8 protein-coding genes are annotated in these 15,004 nt (G+C 38.1%); all 8 read right to left on the bottom strand.

Annotated elements, in window-relative coordinates:
• Positions 1-6 precede the first annotated feature (6 nt).
• On the bottom strand, positions 7-2,370 hold the full coding sequence (locus ACFSTH_RS02965; RefSeq protein ID WP_377769695.1) for a glycoside hydrolase family 95 protein: 2,364 nt from the start codon (positions 2,368-2,370) through the stop codon (positions 7-9).
• Positions 2,371-2,372: 2 nt separating this feature from the next.
• Positions 2,373-4,433, bottom strand: a complete 2,061-nt coding sequence (locus ACFSTH_RS02970) for a beta-galactosidase (protein WP_377769694.1) — start codon at positions 4,431-4,433, stop codon at positions 2,373-2,375.
• A gap of 48 nt (positions 4,434-4,481) precedes the next feature.
• Complete coding sequence (locus ACFSTH_RS02975; protein ID WP_377769693.1) at positions 4,482-7,625, bottom strand: glycoside hydrolase family 2 TIM barrel-domain containing protein; 3,144 nt, start codon at positions 7,623-7,625, stop codon at positions 4,482-4,484.
• 79 nt (positions 7,626-7,704) lie between these two features.
• Entirely contained in the window at positions 7,705-9,390 is a 1,686-nt protein-coding gene (locus ACFSTH_RS02980; RefSeq protein WP_377769692.1) for an extracellular solute-binding protein, read from the bottom strand.
• A gap of 61 nt (positions 9,391-9,451) precedes the next feature.
• On the bottom strand, positions 9,452-10,354 hold the full coding sequence (locus ACFSTH_RS02985) for a carbohydrate ABC transporter permease (RefSeq protein WP_377769691.1): 903 nt from the start codon (positions 10,352-10,354) through the stop codon (positions 9,452-9,454).
• Positions 10,348-11,304, bottom strand: a complete 957-nt coding sequence (locus tag ACFSTH_RS02990; RefSeq protein ID WP_377769815.1) for an ABC transporter permease — start codon at positions 11,302-11,304, stop codon at positions 10,348-10,350. The genes ACFSTH_RS02985 and ACFSTH_RS02990 overlap by 7 nt, the downstream gene beginning before the upstream one ends.
• Before the next feature lie 112 nt (positions 11,305-11,416).
• On the bottom strand, positions 11,417-13,027 hold the full coding sequence (locus tag ACFSTH_RS02995; protein ID WP_377769690.1) for a response regulator: 1,611 nt from the start codon (positions 13,025-13,027) through the stop codon (positions 11,417-11,419).
• A complete protein-coding gene (locus tag ACFSTH_RS03000; protein WP_377769814.1) occupies positions 13,024-14,733 on the bottom strand; it encodes a sensor histidine kinase in 1,710 nt (569 codons plus the stop codon). The genes ACFSTH_RS02995 and ACFSTH_RS03000 overlap by 4 nt, the downstream gene beginning before the upstream one ends.
• Positions 14,734-15,004: the final 271 nt, after the last annotated feature.

A 15,004-nucleotide genomic window follows, 5' to 3' on the forward strand; every position in this document is an offset into this window, starting at 1 on the left:
ACTAGACTATTTTTTCGTATACAAACAATACGTTTGATTAGCTTCTGCTTGAAAACGATAAACATGCTCGCCTACTTGCTCGACTGTAATATCATCGCTAATAAGGAACGCTACGGATCTAATTGTGCATACATCTTGTTGTGAACTACGAATTCGTACCTCTGTTATTTGTCCATCACTCCAAGTAAGATCCAGTTCATATCCCCCTCTAGCGCGGAGACCTCTGATGGTTCCTTCTGCCCAAGCTTTGGGCAATGATGGTAACAAATGAATTTCATTCGAATGACTTTGCACGAGCATTTCTGCAATTCCTGCTGTACCCGCAAAGTTTGCTTCTATAGAAAATGGATAAAAAGAAATTTTACGATGACGATGAGCATTAAACAAATTCGGATAAGGATTCGCCAATAACTTTGTTACATACTCGTATGCTCTTTCTGGCTCTTCTAATCGTGCATAAAAATTAATATTCCACGCAAAGCACCAGCCTATCGTATCTTGTCCCTCATACCTTTGCCGGCGAGCCAAACTAGTTTTTGCCGCTTCCGCCAACTCCGGTGTACCACGTAACGTAATCATATTTCCTGGATGAAGCCCGTACAGATGGGCAGTATGCCTGTGCTCAGGTTCTGCCTCCTCAAAATCTTGGAACCATTCTTGCAACTGACCATGCTTACCTATTTTGAGCGGTAACAACTTACTTTTTGCTTGTTTCACTTGCTCTCGAAAAGCTTCATCTACATTTAGAATGTCACTTGCTTGAATGTAGTTACCAAATAACTCATGCAATAGTGTAACATCCATCGTTGAACTCATACTGACAGCCGACCTACTACCGTCTTCCGCTATAAATGTATTTTCCGGTGAAGTGGATGGGATAGTTACTAAATTTCCTTGTTCATCTTCCACTAAAAAATCTATATAAAACTGTACAGCTTCTAGCATAGCGGGATACGCTCTGTCTTGTAAAAATTGTTTGTCGCCACTATACGCATAATGCTCCCATATATGTTGACAAAACCAGGCTGCTGTCATTGGCCAAAATGACCAACTTGCTGAACCACTTTGCGGAGTAGCTGATCGCCAAAGGTCAACGCCATGATGCGCTGTCCAACCACGACAGTTATAATAATGTTTTGCCATCCTCGCCCCTGAAATTCGCAGATCATCTATCAAATCAAAGAGAGGCGTATGAAACTCAGCCAAGTTACAAGGCTCTGCCGGCCAATAATTCATTTCGGTATTTATATTGGTTGTATAATTACACGACCAAGGAGGTTTGGTCATATTGTTCCAAATGCCCTGCAAGTTAGTTGCTTGCGATCCCGGTCTAGAACTACTTATCATTAAATAGCGACCAAATTGAAAAAACAATGCAGCCAGCTGACTGTCCTCTCTACCATCTTTGACTGCCTCTATTCGTCGATCAGTTGGTTCCCTAATGTAATCACTATCTCCTAATTGCAAATCAACTCTAGCAAAATAGGATGCATGATCGGCTATATGCCGTTCTCGCAAAGTTTCATAATTGTATTTGCTTGCTTCCTGTAACCGCTGCTCACAAATAGATGCAGCGTCTTTTCCTTCTTTCACAGGATTTTTGTCAAAACCATTAAACGATGTAGCTGCCGATAATAGTAGTGTTACACTGTTAGCTGAACCCACAACTAAATTAGCACCATGTGTTTCTGCATAACCACCATCTACCATTGCTTGCAAATGAATTTGAAATCGAATGCCTTGTTCGTCCTCATAGAATACGGAAGGTTCGCCTTTTTGGAAGATAGGCTCAATATAACTAGGTGCTTGCCCCTCTAATACTACTCGATCATTCGTAGCTTTATACGTCTTGTAGTTTAGTACACTCGTTAATGATGCTCCTAGATCGATCTTTCCTGGTTGGTCAACCGTTATATGCACGACCATCACCTGATCTACTGCCGAGATAAATACTTCTCGAGTATACGTTAAACCGTTCTGTACGAATTGAGTGGTCGCAATAGCTGTCTGTAAATCTAACTCTCGACGATAGCTAGTGACAACGGAATGCTGCGCGAACTGAATATGCAAGTCACCCATCGCCTGATAGGCATGTGTCCATGGTCCAAGCATATGCTGTTCGATTAGTTGCTGTGCTTCACTGTACTTCCCCGCAAAGATAAGTCGACGACTTTCGTCCAAATGAGTAAATGCAGCCGGATTGTCAGCTTGACGTGGTGATCCAGACCACAGCGTATCTTCATTAAGTGATATTCGTTCATATTTAATTCCACCATGAACCATACCACCCAAATGTCCATTACCAAGCGGTAACGCTTCAACCCACTGTTCAGCTGCTTGTTCATACCATAATTTCCAAGGCTGCTTCATTACTAATCTGTCCTTTCTTCATGGTACTCTAGTATACAGACGGTTTTTCCATCCACTAACACTTGTTGTTCTATCGTTTCATTCGTCAGCAAATTGGTATACTTAATATTATTTAACGGAACAGTAACTTCCTCATCTCGATGATTAAGAATAAACAAAAATGACTGATTACCTTTATACCGTTTACTAACTTCGACTTGCTCAGGGACCGATGCTAAAATAGCTTTAATTTCTTTCTTCTCACACAAATGTTCTAATAATTGCTGGATAAAAGCATCTTCTGTATTTGTCCCCACATACCAAGCTTCCCCTTGACCAAACTTATTTCTAGTAACAGCCGCCATTCCTTTATAAAACTCCGAGCCATATTCCGCTATCACTTCTGCACCTTCGGAATGAATCAAATCACATAACAAATCGGATGTATAAGTACCTGATAGTTTGCCCAGCTGTTGTGTCATCGTTATACTATTCGTCTGATTCGGCATAAGCGAATCTATCTCTTCTACCCAAATGCCTAGCAACTTCTTCAACTCGCCCGGGTATCCGTTCAACGTCACTAGGTCGGTTTCATTCACAATACCGCTGAAGAACGTAGTGACAAACGTGCCTCCTTGTGCTGTATATTGCTCCAATTTGTTGGCTAGCCCTTGCTTCACCATATAGAGTACCGGAGCGATTACGATATCATATCGATTAAAATCATCATCAACCGATACAAAGTCTACTTGTACATGCTGACCGTAAAGAGCGTCATAATACTTTTGCACAATATTTAAATATTTTAAATCAATTGTAGGACCACTTGAGTATTCAATTGCCCACCAATTTTCCCAATCAAACAAAATCGCTACTTTCGCTTCTACTCTGGCTCCAACGATTCGATCATCTAAGTGCTGCAATTCATGACCTAATTCCGCACATTCTCGAAACACTCGAGTATGCTCATGTCCAACATGATCAATCATCGCACCATGAAATTTCTCAAACGCTCCAAAAGAACGTCGCAATTGAAAATACATGACACTATCTGCGCCTCTAGCTACCGCTTGATAGCTCCATAGTTTTGTAATACCAGGTCGTTTAAGTGGATTTTGCGGCTTCCAATTTAATGCACTTGGCGTAGACTCCATCAGTAAAAATGGTTGTCCTTGTTTCAATCCACGCATCAAATCATACCTCATCGCTGTATAACTCATCGCCATATCACTAGTAGGGTAAGAGTCCAAAGCGACAACATCCATTTCTTTCGCCCATTTAAAATAATCTAGCGGTTTATAAGTTCCATTACTTTGGAAATTCGTCGTTACTACACTATCAGGAGCAACTTCCTTAATAGCATCACGTTCTAACGTATAGCATTCCAGCACACTATCACTCATAAACCGAGCGTAATCTAAAGATATACTTGAGAAGTTAGTTACATCTACACCATATAATTTGTAATGCTCGCTTAAATTATTAGGTGCCACTATTTCATCCCATTCATAAAATGTATGTCCCCAAAATGCCGTATACCAAGCACTATTCAGCGCATCGAGCGTACCGTATTTCTCCTTCAGCCACAGACGAAATTGCTGTTCGCATCGCTCACAATAACAACGCAATCCGTATTCATTATTAACATGCCACATTAACAATGCAGGATGGTCCTTATATCTTTCCGCTAGTTTTCGTGCCATCAAAACCGAATACTTACGAAACGTCGGGCTATTCGGACAGGAATTATGCCGTCTACCAAATTTTCGTTTCTTCCCATCCATATCAACTGCCAGCACATCTGGATACTTTTTGGCCATCCATGCTGGATGTGCTGCCGTGCTAGTTCCTAAACTAACCCATATATTATTTTTTTGTAATAAATCCATCATTTCATCTAATCTATCAAATCGATACGTCTGCTCATCTGGTTGGTTGTAAGCCCAGGAAAACACGTTTATAGATACGATATCAATACCCGCCAGCTCAAACAGTCGCATATCTTCATCCCATATTTCTCGCGGCCACTGTTCAGGATTATAATCACCGCCGTAGAGCATTTTATTTACTTTTCCTTGAAACATTTCGTCATCCCCTCTTACTTCTTATATGTTATATTAGTTGCTAATATTTTATCGATCCATTCGTTTGACTATTGGTGTTAACGTATATTCAAACGTTCGCTCGGTTGGCTGTACCAAATATTGTTCCAATGTCGGCGCATAGCCGCAGCTATGATTACCAATGCCACTTTGTACTTGATCAATATTAACAATCGTTTCTTGCCTCTTGTTTAAGAGATGTACATGACTAGTTTTAGTCATATCATGAGCCGAGTAATGATGAACGCTAGTGTTAAATAACGTTGGACTAGTCATCCGTAATCCTTCCCCTGCTGCATTAGTAATCGTCGCCCATCTGACATCTGTTTTGTTGCCATTTTCTTGTGGTCGAATATAAGGAACAAATTGTTCATCTACCGTGCCATGGTAAACGTCTAATTTTCCACTTTGTTTACGATCGGCATAACATTCATGTGGTCCTAATCCAAACCAAGCAAACTGATTAAAGCTGTCATCCATTGCAAACGTCATCCCATAACGCGGTAACGGTGGTAATTCATCACTCACACCAGCAGTCGCAGCAACCATAATATCGAGATGCAATCCCGTCCTTGCTCGAGTTGGTTCTTTTCTTTTGGCACGCGGTTGCATAGCTAACTTAATATCTACTACCCCATTGCCGTGAATCGTATAAGTCGTCGTTGTTGTAAAGCAAATGCCTAATCCATCTTCTCCATGAACATGAATCGCTTCCACAAGTACTGTATGTTGATCTTCCTTATGAAATGTAAAGGATTTTAAGTGCGGCTGTAAACGATCATAGCCTGCTGCAACCCATTGTTTCTTTAAGTGAACATCATTATCCAATGGTGCTCGCCATATATTATATGTTGGCCCACTGTTCAGTAACGCTAAATTGTCATATTGCCAACTGGAAAGCTGCCCCGCATGCTTATCGAAATGTAGCTTAAATCGCTGACCTTGAATGGTAAGCTGATGATTATCATTCGTAACTATTAAAGAACCATCTTCACTCTCTTTCACTACCTCGCCTATATCCTTAGCCTGCTCGACCGTTTCTGTCTGTTGCGGTAACACAAATTCTTGCCAAGCAACTTCAAACCCACTGTCTGCCCACAACGTGTTTTCCTTCAGAACAAATTGGATGCGCAACCAATGTTCAGCTGCTGCTAGCCCTTGGCTACTATATGGAATAGTAATTTGCTCACATTGTCCACTTTCTATGGATAAAGAAGTTAACTTTCCTTGTTGCACAGTGCCATGCTCGTTAAGGACGGACCAGATAAGATCCAAATGATCCAAATTGATCATATTGTAACGATTTTCAATAATAAACGTTCCCTCTTGTAAGGAGTACTCTTTTATATTTACCGGTTGCATTACTTTTTTCAGTTCCAATATAGAAGCTTTTATTCGTCGATCAGGAAACAATAATCCATCCAAACAAAAAGTTCCCGCATGCGGATAATCTTCAAAGTCTCCACCATATGCGTACTGCGTTTCCCCTGTTTCACTTTTTCTAGCAATGGCTAGATCAGCCCACTCCCAAATCAGTCCACCAAGCAGTCGCGGATAAGCATAAATAGCTTCCCAGTATTCATATAAGTTACCAACCGAATTTCCCATGGCATGCCCATACTCACATAATAGATAGGGACGTTGTTCGTCTGTGTTTTGCCCTTCCAAAATTACAGTATCAACAGAGGCATACATAGCACTTACAATATCTACTAACGGCGCATCATACGCCCGCTCATAATGAATTGGTCTTGTCGCATCTTTTTCTCTTACCCAAGCAGCTTGTGCATCTTGATTCATTCCAAATCCCGATTCATTTCCTAATGACCATATAACAATCGATGGATAGTTTTTATCTCGTTCTACCATTTTAATGACTCGATCCAAGTAAGCCGCTTGCCACTGTTCATCTTCCGAAATAAAACCTTCATTACCAACAAAGTGACCACCATGCGTTTCCAAATCAGCTTCATCCATGACATACAATCCATATTGGTCGCACAAATCAAGCCAGCGCGTATCATTGGGATAATGAGCCGTTCGCACACAATTGATGTTATGTTGTTTCATTAATGTAATATCTTGCAACATCGCTGATTCTGAAATAAAAAATCCACTTTCGGAATCAAATTCATTTCGGTTGACCCCTTTTAACTTCACTGCTACCCCATTAACTAACAACTGCCCTGCTTTAATTTCTACTGTCCGAAATCCTACCTGCAATCGAATAACTTCTCGTTCTTGCGTCTGTTCATTGTAAATAGTAAGTAACAGTGTATATAATGCTGGATCTTCGGCAGACCATTTCGCCGGATTTTTCACCAAATAGTTTAAAAGTAATGTGTTGTTCTTCTCCAAACCAGGTAAGCAAGAGCTAACTATTGTTTCTTGGACAACGACTTGTTCTGTTTGATCTAATAATTTCACATCGACTACTGCTTGCACTCGTTCCATTTCGTAATTGCGTAATTGCACTTCGATACTGAGATCGGCATCGCAATACTCGCTATCTATATTTGTTTGTACAAATACATCTGCTACATGCAATTGCGGTCTAGCTAACAAATACACATCTCGAAATATACCGCTTAATCTCCACTTATCTTGATCTTCCAAATAAGAGCCGACATTCCACTGGTACACTTGAACATAAATCGTATTTGTTCCTTGTCGTACATAGGAAGTAACATCAAACTCCGATGTCATATGGCTGCCTTGACTATAGCCTACCAGTTGGTCATTGATCCATACATGAAAAGCAGAATCTACTCCTTCAAATAGTAGAAACAGCTGTTTCCCATCCCAATCACCGCCCACTTCAAACGTACGTGTATAGCTACCGACTGGATTATCTTTTGGTATATAAGGCGGATTAACAGGAAACGGATATTTACTACTACTGTACAAAGGACGACCATAACCTAACATTTGCCAATTACTTGGCACAGCAATTTCATCCCACTTGTCCACTTCACTGACCATAGCTAGTGATGGCGCATATTTAAACTGCCACTTTCCATTCAGCAAATGATAGAACGGTGTGTCTGCTCGTTTACCTTTCCTAGCTGCAACTTCTGTCTCGTATGGAATGAATTGAGCTCGCGCTCGTTCTACATTTCTACCGAGCAACTGCAAATTTTCTAAGTCATGCAACAAGCTTTCTTGTAACATCATATCGTAACCTCCTACGCTGCTATAAAGTGATATGCAAAATCGGTTTCTGATCTTCGATCAAAAACCGCTTTGCCGTTATTTATTTCATCTTTTCTAAATTACTACGCCACATTTCTGTACGTTCTTTCAATAAATCCTCATATCCCAACTTCACTACTTCACGCTCTAGTTCTTCATATATTTTATCTATTTGAGCTTCTGAATCTGCAAAAATCATTTTAGCACTTTGCTCAAACCAGTATAATTTGATATGCTCCTGTGCAATACCTAAGTCTGATTTAGGATCAATTCTAACATCATTAAACTGGTCGGCATTTATGTTAGCACGAGCACCAAAAAATTCACTTGCTTCGTTACCCCAATCTGCTGTTTCAGGGTTTTGTGCATTTTTAAAATGGCCAATTTTATAAAATAACCAGGAACCCATCGGGTTATATAGACCAATTTGTAGCTTCACTTTTTCCTCAGCAGTAATATTTTTTGCATATTCATTATCAATGGGTGCCCCATTTTCATCTAATTCATCATATAATAGCCCCGGTGGACCAAATGCATTTAAACGTTGACCTTCTTCACTAGCAAACCAATCATAAAATTGGAAGATGCGTTCTGGATCTTTTGCTGCTGTCGTAATGACATTTATATTCCAACCTAACGTACCAAATGTGTGTGGATATACAGTTTCAGGGTCTACACCAGGTGCTGCTAGAAATGGAATATAATCATATCCAGCTTCTGGATCATTCGCTTGCAATACTTTGTTAGCTGTATTTCCAAATCCAGTGATGTTAGAAAAAGCAGTTACGGCAACTCTGCCCGTATTCAATTTTTCTGTAACCTGCTCTGCTTTTTGCGTAAACATATCTTGCGTAATTAATCCTTCACGATACAACTTATTCATATATACGATTGTTTCTTTGAATGCAGGATCATTAAAAATAGATTCTAATTCTGATGTTTCATAGTTAGGACGTTGTGGAATATCACCAATATTCCAAATCGTTCTGTTTTCTCCATAGCTAGTATAAATAAGCTTAAACAACATATTGACACCGTTTATCGTAATCCCTGTTTCCAGTGGAATAACGTTAGGGTATTTTTCTTTCACTTGTTTCAAATAGTTATAAAGCTCATCTAAGTTAGTTAACTTCGGCTCGCCTAATTCACGATAAATCGTTTTATTTACTGTCCAACCAGTGTTTGAATATTTAAATGGATTTTTTTCGCTATCAAACCAGTTTGGCATAACATATATATTGCCATCTTTGTGCGTTAATAAATTAAAGGTACTATCATCGATTAGCCCTCTTAATGTAGGATACTTCTCGTAATATTCATTCAGTGGAACTAGTAGATTGTTTTCTACCATCGTTGTATACTCTGCTGATCCACGATCCAACATAATCACATCTGGAAATTCTTTTGCAGCAACCATCGTTCCAAACTTTTGCTTCGCATTCCCATTAGAGCCAATTTCGATTAAATTAAACTTTTTCTCTTCTTGTAGCCACTTCGTCGATGGATCATTTCCGAAACCAAACGGAGATGAAAAATCGTAATTAGAATAAAAACTAAATTCTAACGGCTCTTCGCCAAATGGAGGTACTTCTTTACTGCCTTCCGCCGTTTGTTGCTCATTTCCATTCTTATTAGTTACAGCAGGAGTTTCATTATTCCCCTTCGTTGATCCACTACATGCAGCAAGTAACAAAGAAAATACTAATATAATGGATGTCATTAATACCAAGCGTTGCTTCTTTCTCATCTTTCTTCCCCCTCAAGATCAATCATTATTTAAAACTTTCGCTATTAAACCAAATCCAGCACTACTCTTTCAACGATCCAATTAGTACACCCTTCACAAAAAATTTCTGAACAAAAGGATAAACCATAATAATAGGCATACTAACAACGATAAGCGCTGTCATTTGCAAAGATTTAGGTGTAATAGAACGGTTTACTGCATCACCTGCGCCACCTGGTACATTACTCAATTCCGCTAGCATTTCTTGTGAAGAATTAGAGTTAATTAAATTGACCAAATAATTTTGTACCGGCAATAGGTTCGTATTGTTAATATAAATCCCTGCGTTAAACCATTCATTCCAGAAAAACACCGCTTGAAATAATGAAAGTGTAGCAATGACTGGACCTGATAATGGAATAACAACTCGAAAGAACACGCCATAATTAGTACAACCATCCATTTTTGCTGATTCCTCTAAACCAGCAGGTATTTGTTGAAAAAAAGTTCGGAATACGATCATATTCCAGACGGTAACCAGAAACGGTACAAACAATACCCAAAAGTTATTAAACATTCCTAGTTCTCTTAGCCATAAATAAGTAGGAATTAAACCACCTTGAAAGTACATCGTAAAAATAGCAATCATCATATATACGTTTCTACCAACGATGCCCCGCTTAGATAATCCATACGCTAAAAGAGCGGTAAAAAATATCGAGAAAAATGTTCCGACAATTGTTCTAGCCAATGAGATGCCCATCGCATTAAAAAAACGAGTGTCGCTTAAAATGACTTTAAAGTTGTCTAACGTAAATGCTCTAGGCCAAAATGTTAGCCCACCCAATGCAGTGTCTGAACCTTGATTAAAAGCAATGACAATCGCATTCCAAAAAGGGTATAAACTTAAAAAGGATAAAATAGCAAGTGAACCATAAATAAATGTATCCATCAGCACATCAGACGTCCGCCATCGTTTTACCATAGTGAATTCCCTCCTATGCGTCTAGTTAAACTATTAGCTCCCCATAAGAGTCCTATATTGATAACAGACTTGAATAATCCAACTGCTGTAGCGAATGAAAATCTTTGCTGATTAACCCCCATACTGTAAACATACGTATCAATTACTTGTGACGTATTCCGTAATATTGCGTTATTACCGTTATTAGTTAAAGCGAGAATATCTTCAAATCCTGCACTTAACAAATTCCCTATATTTAATATCATAAAAATAGTAATTACTGGTGCTATAGTTGGTACTGTAATGGAAACGATTTTACGAATACGACCCGCTCCATCAATTGCTGCTGCTTCGTACATCTCCGGATTTACACCGGCAATCGCTGCCAAGTAAACAATCGAACTGAAGCCAATCTCTTTCCATAAACCTGCCGTAATTAGTATCGTATAAAAATACTCTGGAATGGACAGCCAATTGATCGGTTGATCAATCCATCCAAGCTTTTGTAGCAATATATTTAAGCTACCACCATCAACGGATAAAATCGAAAACGCTAAACCTGCTACGATAATCCATGATAAAAAGTGTGGTAAATATGTGAGCGTTTGCACGATACGTTTGAAACGAAAGTGACGAACTTCGTTTAAGACAAGTGCTAGCACGATAGGTGCTGGAAATACAATAACTAGCTTTAAAAATGAAATAACAATTGTATTTTTTAATACGGTTAAAAAATCTGGTGAATTAAAAAACAACTCGAACTGTCTAAATCCTACCCATGGGCTTTTTAATGGTCCTTGAAAAATGTCATATTCCTTAAAGGCGAGAAATACGCCCCACATTGGAACATAGCTAAACACTAGAATAAAAAGTATACCCGGTAAGATCATGGATTGAAATTCCCACTGTTTAAAAAAAGTTAGCCACTTAGATTTTTGCTTAATCAGTGGTAAATCTTTGCTCATCTTCATCATCTCACGCCCTTTTGTTGAGTTCTTATATACTTAAGAATACTTATTTTACAAAAGGACAACAATGTCGTACAGCAACGATATACCATACACAAACAACGAATTGCATTTTTCAAACACGTAACTGCTTCCGATACTCTCCCGGTGTATGCCCAACAATGTGCTTGAACTGTCGATTAAAATATAATAAATTTTTGTAACCAGTTAGTTCTGCTATTTCATATACTCTATACTTCGGATCTTTTAATAGTTCACACGCTTTTTTCACTCTCATTTTCGTTAAATAATTGCTGAAATTTTCACCCATTTCTTCCTTGAACAACTGCCCCAAATAATTAGGCGAAAAATCTACATGGGCAGCAACCTCTTTTAACGTTACTTTATCTCCGATATTATCCATAACAAATTGATCAATATGCTCCATTAATTTACGCGGTTTGCTAAGCTTCTTTCTGTATATCAACTCGGACAATGAAAACAATGTTCTACGCAGCCACGATTGCACGTCATATATCGTTTCAAATTGAAAAATAATAGATATATCTACTGGTTTCCACTGTAACAGCTCATATAAATTGTGATCTTTTGTTTGTAATTCTGTTTGTAAATTAGTTATGAAATGTAACACCGTATAGTAGTTTTCTTCTTTTTGTTGGACGATATCTATTTGGTTAAAAAAGGTAGTTAATAGTTCGTCCATCAAAACAAGCTGATATTCCATCATTTGTTCTACAATTGCTTTACTCAATTGGGTAAATGACATAATGCTCGGCTGTGTTGCTTCATCTGCTTTGCTCGCAGGCTGCATAATCACTCTGTTCTTACCTACATACCACTTATTATTTAAGTATTGACGAGCTTCACGATAGGAGCTTTGTAATTGCGCTAAAAGTCTAACTTCTCGACCAATACTTGCTGTGATCGTAATCGGAAAATGCGCAGCTATATACGTTATCATTTGTTGCAAAAAAGATTCTAGCTGTGCAAGCGGACATATCGCTAACACGATAGCCGTATAGGCTGATTCATTTCGAATATAATGACCTATTTGCTGTGCAGCACATTTTTGCTCCAATTCGTTGAATACAGAACTAACGAGGCTGCCTTTCTCTTCCTCTGTCATATGAGATGTTTTCCACTGTAAGTCATCCACTTCTATTAGCGCTACTGTTACATGCATACTTTGTTCTGCTTGTACATTCGTTAACTCTTCTAACGTCTGCTGTGCTACCATTTCTACTTGTTCTGATTTATCACCTTCTAACCATCTAACGATTAGTTCTGATGACAGTAAGGGCATCGCCTTATCCCAACGTTGATTTAATCTTTCTAGCTGCCATTGTTTATCCAAACGATCGAATACCTGACTTAACGTCGTATATAATTCTTCATTGTCTACCGGTTTAAGCAAATAGGCGGCTGCTTTCAAAGCGATTGCTTGTTTCGCACAAGCAAAATCCTCATGCCCACTAATAAATACGATTTGAAGTAACGGATTCCGTTCACGCGCTTGGTCAGCAAGTTCCATTCCGGACATAATCGGCATTCGTATATCTGTTAACAATATATCGACTGGTTGTTCTTGCATAATATCAAGCGCCATAAACGGATTGTTAACCGAAGCTACAATTTGTAAACTAGGAAACTTTGCATGTACGCGCCTTTTTAACCATTCCAGCTCAATAGACTCATCGTCAACTAGCAATACACGGTACGGTTTCATGCTGCTCCCCCTTCCAATGGCAAATATATTTTAACGGTAGTTCCAATACCTGGTCGACTAAAAATGAACACACCGTATTGTTCCCCATAGTGTAATTTAATGCGTTCGTGAACATTTCGAATACCATAACCGCTACTTTCAACTAGCTGATCCACTTCTTCTAGCTGGTGCCGCTTCATCCCCACGCCGTTATCTATCACTTTAATAATTAGAAAATTATCTTCTATATAAGCCATAATCCGAATATGAATGCGATCCATATACCACGCGTGTTTAAATACATTTTCCACAAATGGTTGAACAATTAATTTAATGACTTTATATTCCACTACTTGTGGATCGATCGTATAGCTAACAGTAAATCGATTAGTATATTTGATCTTCTGTATTTCTAAATACGATTGAATCTGATCTATTTCATCTTTTACAGTAATAATGTATTGCCCATTGTTTAATGATAAACGATAGAACTTGATAAGCAAATTGACCATTTCCGTTACTCTATTTACTTCTCCCATATTAGCTAAACTATTAATCGAAGATAGTGTGTTATAGAGAAAGTGCGGATTAATTTGCGCTTGCAATGCTTGTAGCTCAAATTGTTTCTTTTCGGCATCCTTCACATATACTTCTTGGATGAGCCTTTCTATGTGAGTTGCCATCTGATTAAATGCAATCGATATTTGTTTGTACTCGTCATTTCCTTTTATTTCGATGCGCTGTTGTAATTTTCCGTACTGAAATGCCTTAACATTCCGAACGATTGTCAGTAACTTTTTCCCCGTAAAATGTGCTACTACTATACCAATGAAAGCAATTACAATAATGCTCAAGCTACAAACTAACAATGTAATTTGACGAATTTGTTGCGCATCTTTAGATAATACTGCTTGTGACACTTTCACTTCAATATTGTATGGCGTGTTTGCTATCTCCGTATTAAAATTAATGTAGCCTAAACTCATATCGGTAATATTACCATTCTCTAATAAAACTTCCTTTGATCTACGGTCTGTAATGCGAACTAACTTTTCCTCCATCGACTCCATTTCCAATACGGAGCTAAATAATGTTTCTAGCGGAATGCTAACACGAACAAATCCAATATCTGTATAATAATTATGGAACGATATTAATTTTCGCAGCAAAGAGACATTGCCTAACACCTCATCATTACCAGCTTGTCTCCAAACGAAATCTTCATTATCGCTTACTAACCGTCTATACCAAGGCTCGTTTTTCAACCGATCAAAAGAAACGATATGGAACGATTTATCCTTAATAACGCTTGCCATATTTCCATAAACTTCATTAATGCTATTATTTTTCGTATACACGATTAATCGCATATTTTGTAACGTTCTGCGCAAAGCGGTTTCCATGCTAGGTATTATATTTTTGACCATCAGTTGATGCATCACTTCAGGGTCATCTTGTCTTTGTAAATATTTTTGGAATGAATCATCTCCGAACAACGTATCGGAAACATACGCAACTTCACTCACTTTATATTCGATGTTTTGCTTCATCTGACTCATCATCCACTCTGTATTAGATTGGATTAATTCGACTCTTGATTGTAGCGTAGTTTTATAAGAAAAATATCCAACGACAGTAACCGCTAATACTACTAGCATTAAATAAATAAGCATAATTTTATAAAAAAATGGAATATACGCTTTACTGAACAATGAAATAAATTTCACCAACCTACTAATTAACTTATTTAACCTTACACTTGCATATTATCATTCCACTTAACGATTATCAATAAATTTACTATATTTTAGATAAATAAATTATACCAAACGTAATGCTCGTTTATAAGAAAGGTGTTATGTTTTTAGTTTGTTGTATTTTTATAGCGTCCCTCATTGCTAGCAATTTGCTTATACTTATAACAAAAATGAACTAACGTTGCAATTATCACTGTTATTTCATCACTTTTCAATGTAAAATAAGCAATATAACCGCAGA

Origin of the sequence: Paenibacillus yanchengensis (assembly GCF_042684845.1) — a bacterium.
In the GTDB taxonomy this organism is placed as follows: domain Bacteria; phylum Bacillota; class Bacilli; order Paenibacillales; family Paenibacillaceae; genus Pristimantibacillus; species Pristimantibacillus yanchengensis.